Consider the following 23,532-nt stretch of genomic DNA (forward strand, 5'->3'; position numbering starts at 1 on the left):
CTCAGAAGCTTCCTTTCACACCCACCACGGGGAGGATGGGGATGCCCGGCACCTCGTACTCCCGACGGAACCGGTAGTCGTTGAAGACGAACTCGACGTTCTTCGCGTTGTAGAGGTTCTGCACGTCCAGGTAGGCCGTGAGCGTCCAGCTCTGGAACCGCCAGCTCTTGTCCACGCGCACGTCCAGCTGGTGGAAGCCGCCCGTGCGGTCGGAGAAGTAGGGACCGAACGTCGCGTTGTAGCGGTTGCGGTCCGCGTCGTAGACGTCATGGCCGCTCGCCAGCGGCGTCATGGGCCGGCCGCTGGTGTAGCGGAAGCGGCCCCCCAGCTCCCAGCCGTTGCCCAGCACATAGCCCGCCACCATCGTGAGGATGTGCGTCTGGTCCCAGGGGCTGAGGCCATAGGCGGAGTCGTCCGGCACGCTGTCGCCACCGAAGCCCCCTCCGCCCTGGGGCAGCGGCCCCACGCGCCCGTCCTCCGCGCGGCTGAAGGTGTACGAGAGCCAGCCGGACCACTTGTCCGTCGCGGAGGCGCGCTCCTTCTTCAGCATCACCTCCACGCCATACGCGCGGCCGATGCCGTCGTTGGAGTACGGCAGCGTGAAGACGCCGCCGCCCTCGTTGGCGACGAGCTGGCCGGGCGACACGATGTTGTTGAAGCGGCGGTTGAAGAAGCCGGTGACGTCCACGTTGAGCACGTCGGTGATGCGGTGCTCCACGCCCAGGCTGCTCTGGAACGCGCGTTGGTAGGCGAGGTCCGGGTTGCCGTAGGGCAAGGGGATGAAGCGGAACGTCTCCGGCGGCTGGCTGTAGAGGCCCAGCGAGCCCTTGAGGTTGGTGCGTGAGGTCGCCGCGTAGCGGACCCACAGCCGCGGGTCCAGCGCCAGGTTCCGCGTGTTGCCCACCGTCTGGAGGTTGCCGCGCACGCCCGGCGTGAAGGTGAAGCGCCCCACCAACAAGTCCGCTTCCAGGAAGAGCGCGCCGTCGAAGGCGTTCAGGGCAATCTGCTCCTCCAACTGCTGGCCCACCGGCTCGGCCCCGGGGAAGGGCACGTACTCGATGCCGCCCGGCGCGGGGAAGGACACGTCGTAGCGCTCGTGCTCGAAGACGATGTCCAGACCCGTGCGGAGGGTGAGCGCGGAGGACAGCTCGATGCCCAGCACCTCGCGGGCGCCCAGCGTGTACGTCTTGCCCTCCTGCCGCGCGAGCCCGAAGTCGATATTGTTGCGGTCCATGCCGACGAAGGGCGTGAAGACGGACCACATCGCGCCCTTGCGGTAGGTCCAGTCGCCCTTCACCCGGTGGAAGTTCATGCGCGTGTCCAGCTCCAGGTCCCGTTCCGTCTCGGGGCCGGTGGACACCACGCGGAGCTGGTCATCACTGCCGAAGGCCATGATGTAGCCGGAGCTGCGTGCGCCCCCCGCCGTCACGGTCGTGTCGTCGTTGGGCGTCCCGCGCTTCGCGCCGAAGTCCACGCGCAGTTGGTAGTCCCAATAACGCGGCACCACGGAGAGCGTGCCCCCCTCCGTCTCCGGCAGGACGGCGGGCAGAATCGCGTCGATGTACGAACGGCGGGCGGCCGCGGCCACGCTGATGCCGTCCGTAATCGGGCTCTCCAGGAAGAAGCCCGCGTCCAGCAGGTCCACCTTCACCGAGCCGTGCAGCGTGTCCGAGGCGCCCTTGCGCGTGCCCACCTCGACGATGCCGCCCACCGCGCGGCCGTACTGGCTGCCGTAGCCGCCCGGGAAGAAGTCGAGCTGGTCGATGAACTCGGCGTTGACCACCGAGGGTCCGCCGAGCAGGTGGAACAGGAGGGGGATTTCGACCCCGTCCATCATCGTCGACGTCTGGCCCGGGTTCGAGCCACGCACCAGCAGCTCACCGGAGATGAAGGGCGCGCGCGCCACGCCCGGCAGCGACTGGATGACGCGGATGGGGTCGCCGAAGGAGCCCGGCGTCTTCTGCGCCTCCTCGCGGGTGATGGTGCGGCGCACCACCTCCTTCTTCGGCCGGTCGGAGCGCACCACCGTCTCCAGGCCGCCGCCCGAGGGCGCGAGGTAGAAGTTCACCTCCGTCGTCTCGTTCGCCTTCAGCTCCTCCTTCGTCTGGTAGAGCTGGAAGCCCGTAGCCACCACGCGCACCTCGCAAGTGCCCGCGGGCACCTCGAGCGTGAAGCGGCCGTCCTCGTCGGACATCACCTCGGGCGCGTCCGGGTCGTCGCCGCAGCGCACGGTGGCGTTGGGCACGCGCGAACGGCTGCCGCGGGAGATGAGCTGGCCGGTGAGCGTGGCCTTGGGCTGCTCGGCCTCCACGGCCTCGGCGCCCGCCTCCGGCTCCGGCGCGGTGAGGGTGAAGTGGTAGACGTACTCCACCTGCACCGGCGCGGGCACGCCGTCGACCTCGGCGGGCGAGAAGCGGAACTGGCGCACCGCCGCGATGGCCGCCTCGTCGAAGCCGTTGCCCACCGGCTCGGTGGGCAGCACCTCGGCGACGGACCCGTCATCCGCGATGGTGATGATGAGCCGCACGGACGCGGTGAGCCCCTGCGCGAGCGCCTCGGGCGGATACTGCGCCTCCACCTGCTGCACCAGTTCGGGAGGCTTGGTGATGGTGGGCTGGGCCTGCGCCGCAGGTGGCGTGGCCGCGTCCGTGGGAGGCGCGCCGGCCTGGGGTGCCTGCGCGAGCACGGGCGCCGCCAGCAGGAGCGAGGCCGCGACGAGCGCGCCTCGGGCTTTCAGGGTGGAGGACATGGCGTGTCCAAGCATACGGGTGAGGGGGGTGCCGCTCCCGCTGAAAGAGAGACGGAGCGATGGCGAGGTGGAATCCCGGCAATGCCCGTGGGGATGGGTACCCCTGACATGCCGGGCACGCCCGGGCTCCGCCGCTCTCCCAGCGGGAGTGGCGACATCAATCGAGCAGGAAGGTGTACGAGTATTTCATCTCCGTGGAGACAGGCTCGCCGCCCTTGATGGCGGGCTTGAAGCGGAAGCGGCGGATGGCATCCCTCGCCGCCTCGTTGAGGCCGTAACCGGGCCCCTTGAGAATCTTCACCGCAACCACCTTACCCTCGTGGTCGATGGTGATGGAGAGCGTGACGGTGCCCTCCACGCCCGCGCGGCGCGCTTCCTCCGGATAGGGAATCTTCACCTCGGAGGCCACCGTGGGCTCGGAGTCCACCTGGTAGATGGGCGCGTACTTCGGCGCGCTGTACCCCTTCACGTCCTGGGGCGCCTTCGCCGTGGGGCCCGTCCTTCCGTAGAGCGTGTTGCCCACGGGCGCCGCGAAACCGCCAGCGCTGGTGGTGGAGGACATCGACAGGCCCACCACCAGGGGCGCGGGCTTCGCTGACGGCGGCGGCGTCTCGTTGGGCGGCGGCGGCGCGTCCACGGGCGGCGGTGGCAGCGGCTTGGGGGCCTCGGCCACCTTCACCGGCGGCGGCTTCACCGCCTTGGGCTTGGGAGGCGGCGGCTTGGGCGGCTCCTCCGGCTTCGGCGTCTCGGGAGGCGGCGGGGGCGGCTTCTGCACCTCCACCATCACCATCTCCACGGGACGCTTGGGCACGGGGCGCGAGCGCGAGTCGCCCTCACCCAGCGCCCAGAAGCCGCCGACGTGAATCCCCAGCGACACGAGCAGAAAGGCGCCCACCACGGCGAGCGAGCGGTCGTGCGTGGGCGTCGTGGGACTATTTTCGAGGACCGCCTGGCTCATGCGCTGATTCCTCGCTTCAGGGCGCTGCGGGCGCAGCCGCGGGGGCCACGTCCTTCTCGATGTTGAGCGCGAACTTCGCGATGCCCTGGCCCTTCACCACGTCGATGAGTCGCATGACGCGGCCGTAGGGCAGCGACTGGTCGGCGCTGATGATGGCGCGCGTGTCCTTGTCCTTGGCCACCGCCTCGGCGACCTTCGCCTCCAGCTCCTTCTCGGTCATCTCGGTGCCGTCGAAGAAGAACTTGCCCTCCTTGTCCAGCACCACGTTGACCAGGCCCTGCACCGTCTCACCGCCGTTGGCGGCTCGGGGCAGGTCCACCTCCACCGTCTCGCGGACGATGAAGTTGGCCGTCACCATGAAGATGATGAGCAGCACCAGCACCACGTCCACCAGCGGGGTGACGTTGATGCCGGTGATTTCGTCGTCGTTGTCCTGCGCGCTGCCCGCCATGGCCTAACGGGCCTCCGAGCGGAGACTGCCCACCAGCGCGTGGCCCAAAGCGTTGGCGCGGCTGGTGAGCGTCTTGAGCTGACGGCTGAAGACGTTGAAGGCCACCACCGCCGGAATCGCCACCGCCAGACCCACGGCCGTGGCGACGAGCGCTTCGGAGATGCCGGCCATGACGGTCTGCTGCATGGCCCCGCCGCCGCCCTGGGCGTTCATCTTCCCCAGGTCATTGAAGGCCTTGATGATGCCCAGCACCGTGCCGAACAGACCGATGAACGGCGCGTTGTTTCCCAGCGTGCCCAGATACGACAGGAAGCGCTCGTAGCGCGGGCGCTCACGCGACAACGTGGAGGCAATCACCTGCTCCACCGTGTCCGCGCCCTGGTCGGCGCACGCCAGCCCTTCGCGCAGGATGGCGGCCTCCATGCCCTGACGCCCCTGGATGGCGGCCTTCACCGCGTCCAGCTCACCGCGCGACAGCCGCACCGCCAGCGCCTCCGAATCCGGCAGCCGGTGACGGGCGAAGTACACCGTGCGCTCCAGCATGATGGCGATGGAGAGCACCGACAGGCACACCAGCACCCACAGTACCCACTCCGCGGACGTGAGTGTCACCCCCAGCAGCTTGCTGCTGAGCCACCCCAGTTGCTCCGGGTGGGCCTGGGCGAAAACGGCGATGGACGGCATGGTGTCTTTCCCCTCGCAAAACACGTTGGCGCGACCAGAACACCGGGGCCGAATTGAAGTGTCACCTGGTGGTCGGATTTTTTCCGGGCCCCCTTTCGCGGGGAGGGCCAGAATGCGCGCCATGCGAGGAAAAACGGTGGTCGTCACGGGCGCTTCGGCGGGCATTGGCGAGGCGCTGGCGGTGGTGCTGGCCGGACGCGGCGCCAACCTGGTGCTGGCGGCGCGAAACGAGGAAGCGCTCCAGCGGGTGAAGGCCCGGTGCGAGTCGGCCGGCGGGCGCGCGGTGGTGGTGCCCACCGATGTAGGTGACGCGGAGGCCTGCCGCCACCTGGTGGAGCGCGCGGTGGAGGCCTTTGGCGGCGTCGACATGCTGGTCAACAACGCGGGCGTGACGATGGACGCGCGCGTGGACGAGGTGAAGGACCTGTCCCTCTTCGACCGGCTGATGCGCATCAACTACCTGGGCGCGGTGTATTGCACCCACCACGCCCTGCCCCACCTCAAGGCCCGGCGCGGACTGGTGGTGGCCGTGTCGTCCCTCACGGGCAAGACGGGCGTGCCCAACCGCAGCGGCTACGCGGCCAGCAAGCACGCCATGCACGGCTTCTTCGACTCGCTGCGCATCGAGCTGCGCGGCACCGGCGTGGACGTGACGGTGGTGTGCCCCGGCTTCGTCGCCACCAACATCCGCGACAGCGCGCTGGGCGCGGACGGCCAGCCCGTGCGGCAGAGCAAGCACGACGAGAGCGCGGGCAACATGGACGTGGACACCTGCGTGGCCATCATCCTGCGCGCCATGGAGCGCCGCGAGCGCGAGGTGGTGATGACCACCAAGGCCCGCGTCGCCCAGTTCCTCAAGCTGGTGGCCCCGGGCGTGGTGGACCGCATCGCCGCGAAGACCATCCAGGACCGGCAGCGATAATCCGCGCGGCTCAGACGGCCGGCGGAGGCGTGGCCGGCCGCTCCACGCGCGTCAGCAACCCGGTGATTCCCTCGAAGGAGGCGTTGCCCACCTGGTGCAGGCCGAAGCCCCAGAGGAAGGCCGTCATGCACGCGCCGAAACCGCCCCATGTGGGCGAGAAGACATTGAGCAACTGAAGCCCCAGCGCCACCGCCACCGTGGTGAGCAGCGCCAGCACGCCCAGCTCCACCAGCCACATGTGACGTGGCGACGGCAGCGGCATGCCCTCGAAGTCGCCCAGCGCGGGCGCCCCTCCGGCGGGCGCCTCCGGCAGCGCGAGGATGCTTCCACCGCTGGGCGCGGTGGGAGGAGGCACGGAGGGCGCCCCGTCGCCCCCGTCGTCCGATGCGAGCGATTCCAGGTGGAAGCTCTTCGCCATCCGCTGGGACTGGCTGGCGGAGACGAACCGGACGCGCGCCTCGCCGTACTTCCCCGCGGCCTCGTGCGACGACTCCGCCACCAGCAGGCCCATGGCTTCGCGCAGGAGCGCCTCCACCTCCTCGAGCGCCTGCGTCTGCGCCTCCGACTCGCTGACTTGCCGCGCCTCGTCCACCGCGCCGCGCAGCTCCACGATGAGCTGGCGCACATAGGCGGCATGCGCGCCCTGGTACATGCGGACGGCATCATCCACGCTGGTGTTCGCGCGCTCGCGGGCCCGCTCCAGCAATGTCTTCACCTGCCGGGTGAGGGCCTCCCACTCCTCCTCCGTGAAGCCTCGCGGCGGCGTTCGGGACGCCAGGGCCACGGACAGCTCCTCGCAGAGGATGTCGAAGTACGAGCGGCGAGCGAACTCCAACTGGCGCCGTGCTGCGTCCAGCGCGCCGCGCGCCAGCTCCTCCCGCACGGTCGACAGCAGGGACAGCAGTTCATACTTGAGCCGGAAGCCCAGCGAATCCTCACCGTGCTGCTCCACCAGCGTCCGCGCCTGCCGGTCGATGTCCTGCAACCGCGCCTCCAGCCCGGCGCGCGCCAGTCCGTCCACGTCCAGCTCCCGCACCTTGGCGGCGAGGCTGTCCAGGCGCGCGGTGGCGGTGTCCTCCGCGCGCAGCGCGCCTTCCACTTCCGCCAGCAACTGGCTCGCCTGCTCCGGACGCAGCTCGGCCGGGAGCGCGTCCAGCTTGCGTGACGTGTCACACCACGCGCCATACAGCCGTAGACGAGGCTCCAGCGCGGTCAGGTCCCCGTCGCGCACGCGGATGCCTCGCACCGGCCGGCGAATCTCCGACGCGAGCCCGTCCACCTGGCTCAGCATCACCTGCCCCACCTCCCGCGCCCGAGCCCCCTGCCCGCTCACCACGACCTGGAGCCGGCGGTGCAGCTCCATGACTCGCTGCAAACGCAGCGTCCGGGGGCGGATGCGCTGCGAGTACAGGCGCACGCCGAACGACGACACGGCCCCCGCCGCGATGAGCAACGCGCCCCACAACCAGGGCGAGCTCACCCACAAGGTGAAGGGCTGCTCCACCGGCATGCCCGAGCGCACGGACAGGCGCACGGTGCCGGTGTACTCGCCCGGACCTTCCAGGCCCTGCAAGTTCAAGAGCAGCGCGCCGCTCCCATGCGCGCTCACGGGAATGCCGCCGTCCACCGACGTGACATCCAGGTTGCCGCCATCCGGCTTCCCGCCCTCCAGCGCAAAGCGCACGCTCTGGAAGCGCGGCTGGATGAGGGCCGAGTCCATGTCCGGCGCCTTGCGCTGCAGTTGCAGCAACTGGGGCACCGACACGACACCGCCCACACCCGCCGTCTCCTTGAACGGCAGCCGCACGGTGGCGTCGATGGAGCCCCAGCCCCAGCCCGCGGACGTCACGGCTGGCGACGTGGCGATGAACTGCACCGCGGGCACCGCCTGCACGCGCGTGACGATGAGCGCGGTGGTCTCCCGCCCTTGCGCGTGCACCAGCACCACGTGGCCCGTGTAGTCACCCGTGACGGGCAGGCGCCCGGACAGCTCGACGTGGATGGGGCGCCGCGTGGAGATGGGCACCGTGGCGCTCCCGGCCTCTGCTTCCTTCACCACGGCCTGCAACGCCACCTGCACGCCGTCCTGGGCCTGGAGCGGATCCACCAGCACCGTCACGCCGCCGGGCAGCTCGCCGTCCACACCTCTCGCCACGCCGCCGGCCACGGCCACGGCCACGTCGCCGACCACCTCCGGCGCGCTCAGCAAATCCACGCGCAGCACGTGCCGGAAGTCCTCCGACGCGGTCCGCAGCTTCACCTCGTTGCTGGCGGAGGCACCCGCCACGCGCAGCGAGGGCTCAGCGCCGGCCCCCCAGGGAAGGACGAGCAACAGGAGCAGGGCCGGAAGACGCACGAGCCCCCACGCGGAGTGGGTGACGGCGGGACGGGTGCCAGCGGAGCGCATTCACTGACTGTATCAGGCGCCCCCCATGCCTCCACTTCGCGCCCTATCCCCACCCCAGCTGGCTCAACACGCTCCCGGACAGGCTGCCGCGGATGGTGTCGATGGGGATGCCCTCGTTGTGTCCCACCGACGCGGACGGGACGCGGGGCCCACCGCTGTGATGCAGCGCGGCCAGCCGCAGGTCCTGGGTGAAGCAGGGTGCCCCCGAGGAGCCCGGCCCCGTACACGCGCGGTACACCACGCGTGTGCGGCCCGGATTGACGCCCAGGAACTCATCGAGCGCGACGCTCATCGGCTGGCCCGCCGGGTGCTGAACGATGAGCACCAGGCTGCCGGGCGCGAAGGACTCCCGCGAATCGGGCAGCTCCAGCCAGCCTCGGGGTTCCCCGTCGACCAGGTCCTCGCCGGGGACACCCGCCACCTCGAGGAAGGCATAGTCCAGCTCGCCCGACGTCGCATCGCGCGGACGCGGGTGCATCAGGTCCGCGGGGCTGTAAGGACTGCGCGCCAGACAGCGAGTCACGCGGTACACCGTCCCCGGATGTAGCAGCGTCCCGTCCTGGAGGACCTTGCGGCCGAAGCGCACCCGCAGCGACTCCAGCAGCCTGTTCTCGATGACGTGGAAATTGGTGAGCACGACGTTGGGGGACACCAGGAAGCCGGTGCCCAGCGCCGCGCCCACCTCCGGCTCCACGCGGCACACCTGCCGCTCGATGGAGGTCAGGCGCTTGCGCCAGTGCTCACGCTCGACGTCCGCCCGGCCGCTGCCGAAGATGCGCTCCAGTCCAACACGGGGGATGCTGCGCTGGACGGACGCGAGGTACACCTGCACGAAGCGTTGGAGGCGAGGGTGCCGGGGCAGGGACTGGTAGGCGCCGCGAATCAGCTCGCGCAGCCAGCCCTCCGCCTCCGCCATGTGGATGAGCGTGAAGACGCGCTCACGCAGCCCACCGGAGACGCCCAGCGCTTCCAAATCCCTGCGGCAGGTGGCGGCCACGACCCGGCGAAGGTGCTCCACCGAGGCAAACGCGCTGGTCAGCGCCCGCTGTAGCTCGTCCCTCTCCGCACCGTCGAGCTCCATGCTTGCCACCCACGACGAAACAACCCTGGGAGCGGTTGCGACTCCGTGTTGCTGCTGGGAAATCTGTGCATCCCCTGCGTGAGTGCCCAGTTGGGAGCGCGGACTACATTTATTGGAGGCCCGTGAAGTCACCACGAGTCGACACATAACGCGCCCCCCAGCACCAGGGCAGTGGCCCGGGGGGCAGGAAGTGACAGCGATTTCTCCTCAGCGTACGGCCCACGTAGCGGGGGGTACGTAGGACACCAGGTCAGGGCGCGACAGGGCCATCAGCGACGACGCGCCTCCCTGGAGCGTGCCCGCCAGCGTCGGGATGACGCGGAAGCGCGCCTGGAAGGGCTCGCCCGGCCCTCGGGGATGAAGCCGCAGCGTCACCGCGCCATCCTCGCTCTGCCAGGACGCGACCTTCCCTTCGCGCACGAGCGCCTCCAGGCTGGCGGTGTCCACCTGCACGCCCGCGGGCAGCCCGTGGCGAATCACCAGCGGCAGGCCCGACGGCGTGGATGCCTGGAGCGTCACCTCCGACGGCTGCCCCACCTTCGCGTCCGAGGGCACCTGCACGGACAACTCCAGCCCGGCCTGTGCCTGCTGCGTCCATGGCACCGCGGCGCTCAACGCCAGCGCGAAGCCCAACCCGGGCACCGCGGGCTCCGCGCGCACCGTCCAGGTATGCGCGCCGCCAGAGCCCGGAGCCGCCGCCTCCAAGGAAAGCACCTCACGCAGGGCCTTGGCGTCGAAGGTTCCCTCGGTGATGACCTGGCCGTCCCGCTCCAGCACCACCCGCACCTGGGCGGGCAGCGGCTCACGGAAGAGGGCCACCACGGCCTGCAACGCCAGGCGGTTGGCGCGCCCGTTGCCCCAGCCAGTCACCGGCTCGTAGCTGGCGAGCAACGCGGCGCCCAGGTCCGCCACGGGTGCCTTCGCGTCGCCCTCCAGGGCCAGCACGGCCAGCGCGGTGGCCTCGGCCTCCGTCGGCGTGCCGCCCGCGGCGTCCACCACGCCCTCCTCCACGGGCAGGAACGCGGCGCCCTCGTCGCGCCGCTGAACGGCGTCCCGCACCTGCTCACGCAGTGAGTCCCGCAGCGAGCCCGTCACCGCGCCGCTCGCCAGCAGCGCCGCCGCGGTGTAGCCATCCTTGACGTGCGCCCGGTTGCGCTCCAGCGCACCCGAGGCCCGCGCGGTGAAGAAGGCCGCGCGGCGCTTGCCCTCCGGCGTCACCGCCGCCGCGTTCACCGCGCGCGTGCAGTCCGCGGTGGCCACCAACAACCGCTGGAGCGTCCAGCCGTTGCCGCCCTGACAGGTGCCGTCCGGAAGCTGCGCCGCCGCCACCTGCGCGGCCAGCCGCTCGCCCAGACGGGCCAGCACGGGGTTGTCCGGATGCGCCAGCGCGCCCTCCGCCAGCAGCGCCGCCGTGGCCACGTCCGGCGCCCGGCTCCACCGCAGCGCGCGCTGGGTCGCCCTCATCAACCCCGCCCGTACCGACTCCACGTCCACCTCGCCGGACTCCGGAGGCACGGGCGCCTTCAGCCGCTGCCCGGGCGTGCTCAGCGCCTTCAGCGCCTCCGCGGACCGCGTCTCGCCCAGGGCGGTCAGGAGCTCCGGCGCGCGGCCCGTCAGCAGCAGCGAATAGCCCACGCCGGCCGCGTCCTCGCGCGCGCTCGCGTTCAGCAACTCCGAGCGCAGCACGCCCAGCCCGCCGGGGAACACCCGCACCCGGACGCGCTCGCTTCCCGGCTGCGCGTCCACGGCCCCGGTGAGCGACAGCGAGCGCGGCGCCGCCAGCGTGCCACCGCGCGTCTCCACCACCGGCCGCCCCGTGGACCACACGGGGAAGTCCCGCACCACCGCGTCGGTGGCGCCCAGCGCCGCGCGCACCGCCACCTGCCCCGGCGTGGACACCCGCACCGTCACGTACTCCACCACGCTGCCGCGCGCCGGAACGCGCACGGTGCGGCTGCCGCCCTCCACCAGCGCGCCCGGCACCTCCACCTTCAAGGGCGCCTCCACCGCCGCGTCCGTGGTGTTCATCACCTGCACCGGCATCCGCACGGCGTCGCCCGCGCGCAGGAAGGCCGGCAGCACCGGATCCACGTACGTGGGCAGCGTGCCCGTGAAGGACGTCACCGTGCCGGACTGCGCGCCCGAGCGCGAGTGCGCCAGCGCCAGCACCCGCCACTGCGTGAGGCGGTCCGGCACGCGCACCGGCACCGTCGCCGCACCGGACGCGTCCGTCACCACCAGGGGCTCGAAGAGGAACGTCTCCGGGAACCAGGCACGGCTGGGCGTGGCGTCCTCGCCCGCGCCGCCTCCGCCCTTCCGTGCGTCGTCCCTGACCACGACGGAGCGGGAATTGCGGAGCGCGCTCGAGAACCCGAGCATCCCCCCTTCTACTTCCATCTCCACCTGCGGCGCCGCCATGACCGGCGGGGGGGCCATCACCGCTTGCACCTCGTCGTACTCGGAGTTCTCACCAAAGGAGCGGAGACTCTTCGACGCCTGGGGCGCGGACGCACCCGCCAGCGCGTCAGCGGATGAGCCGAACAGGCGCCGCACGTTGTCACCGAAGAGCGCCACGAACATGACCAGCCCCACCAGGCTCGCCAGGGAGCAGCCCACCCCGGCGAAGAACGAGCGATTCATGGCGCCTCCCGGGCAACCCAAGCGTTCCAGTTCTCCACGTCCTCCGGCAGCCGCGTGCCGCTGGACACCACCGCCCGCGGGTCGGTGAGGGCCAGCAGGTCCACGGGCAGCCGCGACAGCTTCAACCGGCGGCCAAAGGCATCCGTCACCTTGTCGCCGCGCTTCTCACACGCCGCCAGCGCGCCCTCCCACAGCCGGGCCATGCCCGCCGGGTCCAGCGTCTGCCCTTGCGGCGCCTTCTCCTCCCAGGCGCGCACCTGCGCGTGCAGCTCCGCCAGCACGGCGTAGAAGGGTTCGGTCAGCTCCGACTCCGGCTCGAAGGCCGTCACCGCGTTCACCGTCACGCGGGGCTCCGTGTGCTCGCGCCGAGGCACATCGCTCACCCGCAGCACCGCCGCCGACGCCGCGTTGGCCCCGCGGATGCGGCCCATGGCCAGCGCCTGGCCGTCCAGGACACCGAAGGCCGGCGAGGCCACCGTCGGCACGGGCCGCAGCTGCCCCAGCGCGTCCGGCCCAGGCAGCGGCGCCAGCTGAGCCAGCGTCTCATCCACGCCGAAGAGGCCCACCGCCGCCGGACCGTCCTGGCCATCCACCCGCGTCTGCAATTGGAGCCGGGCCAGCTCGCCGGGAGCGTAGTGCTGCTTGTCCGGCGTCACCTCCACGGAGAGCTGCGCGCGCGGCGCCACGTACACCCGCCCCTGCGCGCCCTCCCAGTACGTCATCGCCCAGCCCTCGAAGTCCTCGGGCAGCTTGAAGCGAACCGAGCGCGTCGCCTTGTCCACCTTCTCTTCCATTCGTTGGTTGCCCGCCTGGAGCACCAGGGTCTCGGGCAGCGGGCCCTCGAACTGGGGACCGCGCATCAGCTCGATGCGGACCTCCTCGCCACCGCGCGCCAGCACCGGCGTGGCACGCAGGCGCGTGGGTGGCACCTCCGCTGGACGCAGCACCAGCTTCGTTTCGCCCACGGCCTCTCCCCCCTGTGTGCCGCTCACCTTCAGCTCGTAGCCCAGGAAGGTGGTGGCCTGGGAAACGGCCTGGCGCCCCTTCTCCCCCGACGGACGGGCGGTGAGGTGCCCCACGCCCAGGGCGTTCTGCCGATACTTGGCCTCGGGCAGCCGGACGCGCGCGAAGCGTTCCTGGATGCAGGGCAGGGCGGACGCGGCCAGCGCGTTCGACTGCTTCGGCAGCGTCACCCACGTCAGCGACTCCAGGCCCCGCTTCCCCAGCCGCCAGCTCAACGCCGCGGGCAGCGGGGCTTCCATTCCCAGGTCCCGCGGCAGACACGTGCGCGCATCGAGGGCCGCGTCGGACAGCGCGGCCACCAGCGTCTCAGGCGCGCCAATGGCCGCCTCCACCTCTACTTCCAACTCCGGCAGGCCCGGGTCCATGATGGCCAGGCTCACCTGGAAGACCCGCTCACGCCCGGCGGGCAGCACGCGGGTGCGCAACGCCGAGGCCACGCAGGCGGGCAGTGCGCCCTCCTCCCCAGTCACCACGTCCAGCACCGCGCCCGAAGCACTCACGCGCAGGCCGAGCGCGACTTCCATCTCTCCATCCTCACGCGTCACGAAGCGCGCACAGGGTTCGAGCGCGGCCAACCCCTTCTCCAGCGCGAGCAGGTCCTCGAGCGAGGCCTCCGTCTCCGGTGCCAGCAGGTTGCGCGTCTGGCCCAGCCTCACCGTGGGCTCGGGCGGCGGCGGGCGCACGGGCATGGGCGGCACCACGACGTTGACGGGAGGTCCGGGGTCGAGCTGGAAGACGGCCACGCCGTCCTCGTCCGTCATCGCGCGCACGCCTTCGTCCCGCGGATCCCATGCGCGCTTCACCGTCAGCTCCGTGCCCGGCAGCACCTGCCCCGCGGCCGTCGTCGCGCGCACGTAGACGCGGTTGTTGAACCCCGGCGCCAGTCCACCCTCCACCTCCGTCACCGCCGACACCTGCAGCGCGTCCTCGGACAGCAGCAGCGACACGCCGCCTTCGATGCGGTCTCCCGCCGCGTCCCGCGCCACCAGACGCGCCACCAACTGGGCCTGTCCGCGCAGGTCCATGGGCACGCGCGGCAGCGACAGGCGGAAACGCCCCGCGGCGTCCGTGCGCGCGCGGTTCGGCAGGCCTCCCGCATGCCACTCCGCGGGCGCGGGCCAGTCACCGTGGATGTCCCACGTCAGGCCCACCTCGACGTCGGCCACCGGCGCGCCCGAGGCATACGTCACCTGCCCATCCACCACCGGCACCTCGTCCGCGCGCCAGAAGGGCCGGGCGCTGCGCGCCTCCACGCGGAAGCGCGGCAGGGTGAAAGGCTTCACCTCGAAGGACGCCGACGCCTGCGCCCCGCCGCTCACCCAATTCACTCTCCACGTCCCTTGCGGCGCGCCCCGGTCCAGCGGGAAGCGCCCGGCCACCACACCCCAGGGCCCGGCCGGCGCGCGCTCCTCCAGCACCACTTCGCCGGTGGAATCCCGCACCACCCACGTCCCCGGCCGCCCATCCAGCGGCGCCAGGTCCTTGGCCCTCAGCACCACCGCGCGGAAGAGGACCTCGTGGCCCGGCTCGTACAGGGGCCGGTCCGTCAACACATGCGCCAGGGCATTGGCATACAGCGGCAGCGGCGCGTCCACGGTGTCCGTGCCCAGCGGCGAGATGACGCGGGCCCGGAGCTTGTAGTCACCGTCCGGCACCTCCGGCAGCACTACGCGGGCCGACAGCCCCCGGTCGCCCATGGTGCGCATCCACTCTGTCCCCTTCGACAGCGGAAGCTGCGTCTCCTTCCCCTCCCCGTCCACCAGGAACACGGCGGCCGTGCCCTTCGTCACTGGGGCCTTCATCATCTCGCCGGATTCCGGGTGCGGCGCCAGCGCATGCGTCACGACCACCACCTGGCCCGTGTCGCCACGCGCCAGGCCGGAGCCATGGACCTCCACCACCTGGCGGAACTGTCCGTCCGGACAGCTCGGCACCTTCACTCCTCGCAGGACCCAGGCGGAAAGGCAGACGTCCCAGAAGGCAAAGGCTACCGCGCCCCCCACGAGCAACGCAGCCAGTCCTCCCCCCAGCAGCCGGCGGCGCCGGAAGCGGATTGTCATCGGTTCTCCCCTTCCCTCCACTCTATGCCGGGAAGCCGAGGCCCTGACGAGTCCCCCCGTTCTTCGCGTGGCTCAAGACGGTGCGCTAGGGTCGCCGCTCCTTGCCAGCGCCCAAGCCCAAATCCCGCCCGCCCCAGGACGCGCTCCCCGCGCGCCTGGAATCGCTCCTGGAAGCGCTGACCGACCGGCATCTCGCGGACCGGATGGAGCGCGTGCACCGCGCGGCGGCGGTGGCCATCGACCGACTGGGACACCTGAGCATCGCGAAGTACGAGCCCACGTCGGTGGAAGCGGACGGCGGCGCGGACCTGTCGCTGTGGGAGACGATGGCGCCGGCCATTGGCGACACACTGGTGGGCGTCAACCAGCTCGTCAGCGCCGTCCACCAGGAGTTCCCGCCCCCCACGCGCCCGGTCGGGCTCGGCGACGGTGGCTGGGCCCCGCCGCCGGCCAGCTCGGATGAGCGGCTGGCGCAGGAGGTGGAGGCGGTGCTGCACGCCATCGCGGACCGGCTGGCCCGGCGTGTGGCGGAGCTGGGACAGCAGATGCGCCGCCCGGAGGTGGTGAGCGACCGCTGGACGCTGATGGCCGAGCTGCAGGCCTTCCGCGCCGACTTCCGCGTGCGCATTGGCGACCTCGTGTACCTCACCGCCTCCGCCTTTGCCGACGTGCGCCGCGAAGAGGTGGTGCCCGGCTACGCCCACCAGTTGGGCGCACGGGCGGCGCTGCGCGCGGCGGCGGCGGACCTGCGCCGCTCCCTGCAAGGCCGGCTGGAGCGCGCGGCGAAGGCAGAGCCCCGCGCGCGCCCCGCGCTGGCGCGGCAGGTGGCGGAGAGTCTGGCCGCATTCGTGTCCCTTCCCGCGTCAGTGGCGCTGCGCACGCCGCAGAAGCACCAGGTGCTGGAGCTGCGCGCGCGGCTGCTGGACATGGCCACCCAGGCGGAGCTGGCGCCGGACGCGCTGCCGGGGCTGGTGGAGCCCTACCTCACGGCGCTGGATGAGCAGATGGAGGAGGTGACGCGCACTTGGCTCGTCGTCCATGACCGCGCGGTGTGGGCCACCTGCGGCATGAAGCTGGAGCAGGCGGACATGCACCTGTCGCTGGGCTCGCGGGGCGCGGAGCGCGTGCTGGCGGAGGCCGTGGAGGCGGCGGGCGCGCTCCAGGGCCGCTCGCCGCCCTTCGACGCCTTCCTGCGCAAGGCGCGACAGGAGGCGGGCGACGGACTGGAGGAGGCAGGGGCGCGGGAGCTGCTCACCCGATTCCAGGAGCGGCTGGCGGCCCTGCCCTTCAGCTGAAGCGCGAGGCTACGGCTTGGTGCCTTCGGGCTTCGCGCCCTCGGGCAGCGCCGGGGCGGCGGGCTTCGGCGGGAGGATGCGCAGCTCGTCGTAGCGCGCCGCCAGCGACTCCGACGTCATCTCCTCCTGCCACTGCTTGGGGTTGGTGTTCCAGCCGTAGTCGGCCGGCACCTTGCCGCCGCCCTGGCTGGCGTAGCCAATCATGTCCGGGAACTGCTTGGACCAACGGCCCGCGGGGTCCGGCTCCTTGGTGATGAGCTGGCGGTTGGGTCGGTGAAGGAAGGGCTTGGGTGCGTCACTCATGGCCCGTAGCCTCTCCGAAAGCAGCCCGCGAGGGTAGAGGGAAGACGCGGAGCCTCAGGCCGCCCGGCGGGTCCGCTTGCGGCGCCCGGTGCTCACCGGCGGCAGCACGCGGGGGCCCATTTCGAACACCGCGGCGAAGAAGCGGGCCTGGGCCTCGCTGCCATACCGGTATCGGCGCACGGCCCCAGCCCACGTTTCCACCTCCACCCCCCAGCCTCGCCGGTCATGGAGGAGCTCCACCCGCAGCACCCCACCCATGCCGCCACCCTCACCCTGTGCATCCATGCCCCGGGCCCTTGAAATCCCCGTGCCAGGGCGCACACGCGACTTCACCGGGTTGCGGTGTCGGCCACCCATCAAAGCGCGGCGGGCCTGTAAGGAATGCAGGAGGGCTCGGCCGCCCGCCTGCCCGCTGGGCCATGCCCGACCGGGGGACACCTCAGGTCGCCTTGTGCCGCGCGATTCCTGCGTTAACTCAGAAGCATGACTCAATTCGAGAGCAACACCGGCGAGCGGTTCGCCGAATTCGTCCTCCCCGACGGCTGCGTGCTCTGCGGTGGAGAGGTGACTGTGCGTGCCTCTCAGGCGGGTGCGCACAGTTATTGCCCGCGGTGCCACTGGCTGTCCAAGCCCAGCATGCGCGTGCGTGACAACGGCGTGGAGCTGTCCTTCGCCACCACCGTGCTCGCCTGAGCACGCGCCGCCTCACGGCGGCAACATCGTCTCCGACAGCAACAGCGCCAGCAGGGCAGCCTTCTCGCCCTGTCCGAGGCGCAGCACTTCCTCGGGCAGGGACAGGGAGACGGGGCCCGGCTGGAGCGTCGTCCCAGGCTGGCAGGTGCGCCAGCCCGAATACCCTTCTCCCGTCACGGACAGCGTGTAGTTGCATCCGCCCATGGCGCCAGCGATGGCAAAGGGCGCGATGACGAGGCTCGACGGCTGGCTGGCGAAGTCTCCCTCCAGACGCAGGCCCGGCTCTGGCGTCCTTTCGAGGACGCGGAGGTCGACGGTGCCCTCCCCCACGCGTCCGAGCAGGTTTCCGCTGGCCCAGCCGACATCCACGTCACTGCCACGCACCTGTCCCACCAGCGCGGCGCCGCGCTGACGCAGCTCGATGCCGGGCCCCCGCACGACGCCGCCCTCCTCCAGGGACAGCGCCACCGACTGAGCGCCCGCTTCGAGCCGCAGCGGTCCTCCCTGTCCGGTGACGGTGACCTGTGCCCGCGAGGAGGGCGCGAGCGTCAGACACAACACGCCCAGGATTCCGATGACACCACGTGGCCCTGTTTCGCTCCGCGACACATGACACCTGCTTTCGGCGGGTCCTCTGCCCGAAGGTGAGGCTCCGCCGAAGCCGTGGCAGGGCCCGTGGACCTGGCGCGCTCACGCCGGGACCCGAAAGGTCCCGGGAAGCGAGCGCGGGGTCCGTGGCTCAATGGCCGCCGTACGTACCGCTCGCGGCGGGCACCGCTTCGGGCTCGCGCTCGCGCCTGCGCTCGGCTTCATCCCAGGCGCGGCCGTCCTCGTAGCCCCACTCGTCGACGTCCACTTGGTAGCTGACCTGCGACAACAGCCGGCCCCGGCACAGCGTCGAGTCCCAGTTGCCCTCCGCCAGCGAGCTGTTGGCGCGGGAGAGCAGCTCGCGCATCACCCACTCCGGGACGATGTCGCGGTCCGCGGGGTACGCGAAGCGGAAGAACATCAGGTGCGCGAGCAGCACCTCCCAGTACCGGTCGAAGCGCGCCAGCAGCCGCGGCCAGTCGAACGTGCGCCCCGTCTTCAGGAGCAGGTGCGTGAGTTCGTGCCCGTCGAAGCGCTCGCGCTCCAGGACGAAGGCCTTGCTCCAATAGATTTCCTCCGCAGGAGGCACGTTGCACGCGCAGTTCAGCAGCCGGGCGCGGACCGCGTGCTCGAACCAGCCGTCGTCAACGACGGTGATGCCGTTGCCGGACGCGAAGATGAGGTCGACGAGGAAGTCGTCCCAGAAGGCCTTGTGCAGCCAGCCGTGGACGTTGCTCTGCGTGCTCCAGCCATTGCGCGCGAGCACTTCCAATGCGCGGTCCGCGTCGTCCTTGCGGATGAAAAGGTCCAGATCCTTCGTGTCGCGATAGATGCCCGTGTAGTGGGCGAACGCGTAGGCGCCGCCGACGAGGAACGGGATTCGCGCGTCAGACAACAATTGGATGGCATAGGCCCGTGCGCCCAGTTCGGCGACCGGCCGCCGAACCTCCATCCGCCGTGGGTCTCCCCCGGGCGCGCCCGAGGCCTTCGGTGGTTGCTCAGCCATGCGCCCAAAATAGGAGCGCGATGCCGGGACGACAGCGGTCCGGCCGCGTGGTAGGCCGCAGGGCAGCCGGGCGGGCGTCAGCGCGCCAGCATCAACATCAGTGGCGCCGTCGCGAAGGACAGCGGAACGCCCACTCCCACCATCAACACCGCCAGGTCCGGGTCCAGGTCATGCTCGGCCGCGAGGATGGCCGCGCTCACCATGGGGCCCATGGCCGCCTGCAGCAGCGTGGCCTGCACCACCGTGGGCGCCAGCCCTGGCAAGGCCAGCAGGCCCGCGGCCGTCAGCGCCGGCACCAGCAGCAACTTGTACGACAGCCCCAGGGCCACCGCGGGCAGCCGAGGCTTGATGCCCGACAGGCGCAGCTGCAGGCCAATGGCGAACAGCGCCAGCGGCGTCAGCAGCGAGCCCAGCCGCTCCAGCACGCCATCCAGCCAGACCGGATAGGCCCAAGGCCGCGTCACCAACGCCACCACCAGCGCCAGGAACGGGGGGAAGGTGGCCACCTTGCGCGCGAGCTGGCGCAGGGACAGCGGCGTATCCGCGCCCGCCCGGGCCGCCGCCACCGTGGCCAGCGAGGACAGCACCAGGAAGGAGCCGAGCTGATCCACCACCACCGCCACCGGCAGACCCTTGGCACCCAGCAGCGCCTCCGCCATGGGCAGCCCCACGAAGGCGGTGTTGCCCAGCCCCGCCGTCAGCACCAACGCCATGATGGACGGCTTCGACAGCCCCAGCCGGGGCCCCAGCAGTCGGAAGAACGGCCCCGCGCCCAGGTAGTAGAGCCACGGCACCGAGGCGGCGACCAGGAGCTCCGGCACGAACACCAACTGGTGCATGGCCCGCAGCACCAGCGCAGGCAGCGCCACGTACAGCACGAAGGTGTTGAACGCCCCGGCGGAGCCCTCCGGGAACTTCCCACTGTGCCGGGCCAGGACGCCCAGCACCATACACGCCCCCAACAGCCCGATGACGTTCCCCATGGCGGCCGCAGCGTCTCAGCCCGCCGCGTCGGACTCCAGCGACATGCGGAAAAGAAACGGGCGGCCTTCCCGTGGGGGAAGACCGCCCGTCGTTCACTTCACGCCGAAACCTGGACTACGGCTTGGTGTAGTTGATGGCCAGGTTGAACGTAGCGGCCGTGTAGCCACGCACCATGATGTACGCGGTGGTCTGGCCCGCGGGCACGGCGATGTCGCACGTCTCGGAAGCGCCGCTGAGGTACGGACGGCAGTTGTACGCGCTCGTGGTGGGGGCCGAGCCAAAGCGGACGTAGAGGTCCGGGTCACCCGAGCCCGTCATCACGACCTTGAAGTTGGTGCCGGCCTTCACGCTGAAGGCGCCGTAGTTCTGGCTGCCACCCGAGGTCACGGAGCCAGAGCGCGTCTCGCTGGTGGGCGTGCCGTTACCACCGCCCAGGGGCGCCAGGTAGTTGATGGTCAGGCTGAAGTTGGCGGCCGAGTAGCCACGCACCATGATGTACGCGCTGGTCACGCCTTCCGGGACCTCGATCTCGCAGGTCTCGTTGGCGCCGGCGAGGTACGGACGGCAGTTGTACTCCGTCGTGGTGGGCGCCGAGCCGAAGCGGACGTAGAGGTCCGGGTCACCCGTACCCGTACCCGTCATCACGACCTTGAAGGTCGAGCGGGGGACGATGGTGAAGGGACCGTAGTTGACGTTCGCATTCGCAGCCACCGAGCCCGAGCGGGTCTCCGTGGTGGGAACGCCTTCCGGCGGCGGCGGGGGCGGCGGGGGCGGCTCACCGTTCGGCGTGCCGTAGAGCGCCTGGATGCCCTGGACGTCCTTCGTCGTCAGCACGAGGTCACCCGTCTGCGTGCCGTTGCAGTGCGGGTAGTGCATGACGGACGCGCCGTCGTAGGCCGTCAGCTCGCGCCAGTTGTTGTCCTCGAAGCACGTACGGGCCTCGGGCCGGGTGTGCTCATGACGGAAGCCAAGCACGTGGCCCAGCTCGTGGCGCGTCACGCCCGCCAGCGTCCAGACGCCCATGGGGCCGAAGGCGCTGTTGTCGAAGAGGACGTTGCGGCTGGAGCGCGCGTCACCCGGGAAGAACGCGCGGGCGATGTACTGGCCATTCACGTTGATGGGGCGCACGTCGAACAGCACGTTGTTGTTGGAGGCGGTGCAGTTGGAGTCCTGCGCGCTCACGTGGACGAACTTCACGTAGCCGGCGGCCTCCCACGCGGCCGTCGCGCTGGCCATGGCGTTGACCACCGTCTGGTAGTTGTTACCGAACGAGGTGCTCACGCAGTAGGTGAGGTTCAGCTTCTGCGTGTCGTTCCACTTCGCGTCCGCCCCGCCCACGCGGTGGACGATGAGCTGCCCGTTCTTGACGTTGTTGTCATAGAACTCGCGCAGGTGCTTCTCGGTCGCGAACGTCGTGTCACCGTCGGCGATGAAGATGCCCGTGTCGGGCTCCTGGTACACGAGAGAGAGGAACTCCTCCCACGACATCCCCTGACCGAGCGTCTCCTCGGAGGCGGGGGTGGTGCCATCGCTACCGCCGCAACCGGCGAGCAGCGCCAGGCCCGTGAGGGCGCCGACGAACTTGGACTGTGACATGGACATCCTTGTTGGGATGAGTGGTTCGCAGCTGATTAAGCAGCCGCCATGCCAGCATCCAAGCCATCGCCGTCATTCAGGATTTCTGATGGCTCCCCGCTCAACGCGGTGTACCGGGACTCCAAGGCCCCCCGACCATTCGTAAACAGGCTTTACACCTCACCGTGAAATGACAGTGCTTCTAAGGGTTTACCCATAGAAGAATGGCTGACCAAAATTCAGACGGACCGTCCTGAAACAAGACACCTTTCACCGACCGCCCACATTCGCCCGTCCCAGAAAAAGACGGTGCCAGCGGAAGCCCTACAATCCCACCAGGCTCTCCGGACGATTCAGGCCGCGCGCACGGCCCAGCGGCTGGAGGATGTCCTGCGGCGGCGCGTCCGCGGTGAGCAGGAGCGCGCGCACGGCGGTCTCCACCACGTCCTCGGCACCGGGGCGGACCATGCCGCGGCGGGCATCCTCCACGCGCTTGCCGCGGTAGGCGTCGAAGCGCTCCTTCACGCGGCGGGCAACGTCCGACACCGCCTTGTCGCCCACCTCCACGCGCAGCTCCAATTCGTTGCGCAGCTGCACCGGGTCCGCGAGCACGCCGTACCGGTCGTAGCCCTTGTGCGCCATGTCCTCGTGCATCACCGCGTAGTCCTGCGTGTTGGGCGCGGGCACCTGCTGCTCCTTGATGAGGTCCCGCATCACCGCGGTGACGGAGGCCGTCACGGTGAGCCGGTGGAGCTGCACGTCGAACACGAAGTCCGAATACATGGGCTCCTCCACGGTGATGGGCTCGCGGAAGGTGGCGTCGCGGTGGCGCTGCACCTGCGTGCGCTGGCCCTCGGACTTGTCCAGCGCCTCCTCCAGCGCCTTCTCCTTCTGCAGGGACGCGGCGGCCTTGGCCACCAGCAGCACCTCCTCGGCGACGCACGCCTTGTTGTCGCAGCGTGAGGGGTTGCACTCGCTGGGGAACTGCCCCGGGCCGCTGACCTCGCGCGCGGCCTCGCCGCAATCCTGCAGGGCCTCGCGGCACTGGCGGCGCTCCCGCTCGCGGCAGCGCTCCGCGGCCACGCGCACCATGGACAGCTCCGCCTGCATGCGCAGGTACTCCCGCAGCGCGGCGGCCTGCTTGCGCTCCACGTCCTCCAGGGTGCGCTCGGCCTTCAGGAGCTGGGTCTCGAAGCCGCCGCGGCGCGGGTTGGGCACGGAGCGATTTCCGGCGAGGTAGCGCTGCGTGCGCTGCGACTCCTCCACCACCTGCAGCGGCAGCACCCGCTCCAGTGACAAATCCAGCGTCACGCCTTCGCGGCCCGCCGGGGCCTCCGTCACCACGCGCAGGGGCAACTGCGTGGGCAGCATCGCCGCCAGCCGGCCGGCCGCCAGCCGCTGCGCCACGTCCGGCGCTCCGGCCCGGTCCTCCACCGGCGAGGCCACCACCAGGAAGGCCACCTCGTCGCGCAGCTTCTGGCGCACGGCCTCGGCCCGCTCCCGCGCCGCGGTGGCGCCCACGCGCTCCTGGTCCGCGCGGACGTAGGCCACCAGCGCGTTGCCCAGCTTGCCGGCCTTCTCCAGACCCTCACCCGTGCCGAACCAGCGCCGCGCCCAGGCCACCTGCACGCCGTCCACGCCCCGCTTGGCGGCCGCGTGGTCCGGCGCCACCGACAGCACCGCGTCGAACTCCGTGCGCGCGTCCTGCAACCGCTCCGCCTTCAACGCCACGTTGCCCGCCGCCACGCGCGCATCCAGGGTGGCGCCGAGCAGCTCCCGCGCCGAAGCGTTGTCCGCGTTGAGTTCCAGCGCGCGCACCAGGCGCTTCATCGCGCCATCCAGGTCCCCGGAGGCATGCACGGCGCGCGCATCCTCCAGCACCACCTCACTCCAGGCCTGGCGCACCTTGCCCAGCTTCACCTTGACCTCGGAGGCCTCCGGGTCCGCTGCCAGCGCGCGCAGATAGGCCGCCTCCGCCTCCGCCCACTTCTGTTCCTGGCTGGCGGCGTCTCCCTCCTTCACCGCACGGGAGAAGGCGGAGCAGCCGGACAGTGCGAGCACCAGGGCCAGGGCCAGGGCCCCCAACCAGGGGTGGGACGAAGAAGGAGGGGGG

At 71.0% G+C, this 23,532-nt stretch carries 18 protein-coding genes; 3 read left to right on the forward strand and 15 right to left on the reverse strand.

What is annotated here, in order from left to right; genetic code table 11:
• Nucleotide 1: 1 nt before the first annotated feature.
• The 4 genes from F8M74_RS24750 to F8M74_RS24765 all read right to left on the reverse strand — a co-directional run bounded on the left by F8M74_RS24750 (nucleotide 2) and on the right by F8M74_RS24765 (nucleotide 4,842).
• Nucleotides 2-2,764: a TonB family protein gene (locus F8M74_RS24750; RefSeq protein WP_141255534.1), complete on the reverse strand. Its 2,763-nt coding sequence runs from the start codon at nucleotides 2,762-2,764 to the stop codon at nucleotides 2-4.
• Between the two features lie 142 nt (nucleotides 2,765-2,906).
• The gene (locus tag F8M74_RS24755; protein WP_163884557.1) at nucleotides 2,907-3,707 is read right to left on the reverse strand and encodes an energy transducer TonB; all 801 of its coding nucleotides are present in this window, start codon (nucleotides 3,705-3,707) and stop codon (nucleotides 2,907-2,909) included.
• A 16-nt stretch (nucleotides 3,708-3,723) separates the two neighbouring features.
• Nucleotides 3,724-4,158: a biopolymer transporter ExbD gene (locus F8M74_RS24760; RefSeq protein ID WP_011550942.1), complete on the reverse strand. Its 435-nt coding sequence runs from the start codon at nucleotides 4,156-4,158 to the stop codon at nucleotides 3,724-3,726.
• Nucleotides 4,159-4,161: 3 nt separating this feature from the next.
• On the reverse strand, nucleotides 4,162-4,842 hold the full coding sequence (locus tag F8M74_RS24765; protein WP_011550941.1) for a MotA/TolQ/ExbB proton channel family protein: 681 nt from the start codon (nucleotides 4,840-4,842) through the stop codon (nucleotides 4,162-4,164).
• A gap of 112 nt (nucleotides 4,843-4,954) precedes the next feature.
• Here F8M74_RS24765 and F8M74_RS24770 point away from each other — a divergent pair, with 112 nt between their 5' ends.
• Nucleotides 4,955-5,764 (forward strand): SDR family oxidoreductase, encoded by an 810-nt coding sequence (locus F8M74_RS24770; protein WP_141255536.1) that lies wholly within the window; start codon nucleotides 4,955-4,957, stop codon nucleotides 5,762-5,764.
• Nucleotides 5,765-5,774: 10 nt separating this feature from the next.
• Here the strand turns inward: F8M74_RS24770 and F8M74_RS24775 are convergent, their stop codons facing one another.
• The 4 genes from F8M74_RS24775 to F8M74_RS24790 all read right to left on the reverse strand — a co-directional run bounded on the left by F8M74_RS24775 (nucleotide 5,775) and on the right by F8M74_RS24790 (nucleotide 14,975).
• Nucleotides 5,775-8,171 carry a hypothetical protein gene (locus F8M74_RS24775; RefSeq protein ID WP_141255537.1) on the reverse strand — a complete coding sequence of 799 codons (2,397 nt, stop codon included), beginning with the start codon at nucleotides 8,169-8,171 and terminating at the stop codon, nucleotides 5,775-5,777.
• A gap of 43 nt (nucleotides 8,172-8,214) precedes the next feature.
• Nucleotides 8,215-9,252 carry an effector-associated domain EAD1-containing protein gene (locus F8M74_RS24780; protein WP_141255538.1) on the reverse strand — a complete coding sequence of 346 codons (1,038 nt, stop codon included), beginning with the start codon at nucleotides 9,250-9,252 and terminating at the stop codon, nucleotides 8,215-8,217.
• A gap of 207 nt (nucleotides 9,253-9,459) precedes the next feature.
• Nucleotides 9,460-11,892 carry an alpha-2-macroglobulin family protein gene (locus tag F8M74_RS24785; protein ID WP_228560355.1) on the reverse strand — a complete coding sequence of 811 codons (2,433 nt, stop codon included), beginning with the start codon at nucleotides 11,890-11,892 and terminating at the stop codon, nucleotides 9,460-9,462.
• Nucleotides 11,889-14,975 (reverse strand): MG2 domain-containing protein, encoded by a 3,087-nt coding sequence (locus F8M74_RS24790; protein WP_171410422.1) that lies wholly within the window; start codon nucleotides 14,973-14,975, stop codon nucleotides 11,889-11,891. Before F8M74_RS24790 ends, F8M74_RS24785 begins: the two co-directional genes overlap by 4 nt.
• Before the next feature lie 101 nt (nucleotides 14,976-15,076).
• Here F8M74_RS24790 and F8M74_RS24795 point away from each other — a divergent pair, with 101 nt between their 5' ends.
• Complete coding sequence (locus F8M74_RS24795) at nucleotides 15,077-16,270, forward strand: hypothetical protein (RefSeq protein ID WP_141279891.1); 1,194 nt, start codon at nucleotides 15,077-15,079, stop codon at nucleotides 16,268-16,270.
• Between the two features lie 9 nt (nucleotides 16,271-16,279).
• On the opposite strand, the gene F8M74_RS24800 is transcribed toward F8M74_RS24795, so the two are convergent.
• A complete protein-coding gene (locus F8M74_RS24800; RefSeq protein ID WP_141258920.1) occupies nucleotides 16,280-16,573 on the reverse strand; it encodes a hypothetical protein in 294 nt (97 codons plus the stop codon).
• 54 nt (nucleotides 16,574-16,627) lie between these two features.
• Nucleotides 16,628-16,858, reverse strand: a complete 231-nt coding sequence (locus F8M74_RS24805; protein ID WP_140860562.1) for a hypothetical protein — start codon at nucleotides 16,856-16,858, stop codon at nucleotides 16,628-16,630.
• 198 nt (nucleotides 16,859-17,056) lie between these two features.
• Here F8M74_RS24805 and F8M74_RS24810 point away from each other — a divergent pair, with 198 nt between their 5' ends.
• Entirely contained in the window at nucleotides 17,057-17,266 is a 210-nt protein-coding gene (locus F8M74_RS24810; protein ID WP_011550932.1) for a hypothetical protein, read from the forward strand.
• A 12-nt stretch (nucleotides 17,267-17,278) separates the two neighbouring features.
• Here the strand turns inward: F8M74_RS24810 and F8M74_RS24815 are convergent, their stop codons facing one another.
• From F8M74_RS24815 to traC, 5 genes are all read right to left on the reverse strand, one after another.
• Entirely contained in the window at nucleotides 17,279-17,875 is a 597-nt protein-coding gene (locus F8M74_RS24815; protein ID WP_141258921.1) for a hypothetical protein, read from the reverse strand.
• A 130-nt stretch (nucleotides 17,876-18,005) separates the two neighbouring features.
• Nucleotides 18,006-18,806, reverse strand: coding sequence for a nucleotidyltransferase family protein (locus F8M74_RS24820; protein WP_171410571.1), 801 nt, complete (start codon nucleotides 18,804-18,806; stop codon nucleotides 18,006-18,008).
• A gap of 131 nt (nucleotides 18,807-18,937) precedes the next feature.
• Nucleotides 18,938-19,843: an AEC family transporter gene (locus tag F8M74_RS24825; RefSeq protein WP_141258923.1), complete on the reverse strand. Its 906-nt coding sequence runs from the start codon at nucleotides 19,841-19,843 to the stop codon at nucleotides 18,938-18,940.
• 115 nt (nucleotides 19,844-19,958) lie between these two features.
• Nucleotides 19,959-21,446, reverse strand: a complete 1,488-nt coding sequence (locus F8M74_RS24830) for a pre-peptidase C-terminal domain-containing protein (RefSeq protein WP_141258924.1) — start codon at nucleotides 21,444-21,446, stop codon at nucleotides 19,959-19,961.
• A 297-nt stretch (nucleotides 21,447-21,743) separates the two neighbouring features.
• The coding region (gene traC, locus F8M74_RS24835; protein ID WP_141258925.1) for an outer membrane exchange accessory lipoprotein TraC at nucleotides 21,744-23,532 on the reverse strand (1,789 nt) is incomplete at its 5' end.

Source organism: Myxococcus sp. CA023, from assembly GCF_010998615.1.
Lineage (GTDB): Bacteria > Myxococcota > Myxococcia > Myxococcales > Myxococcaceae > Myxococcus.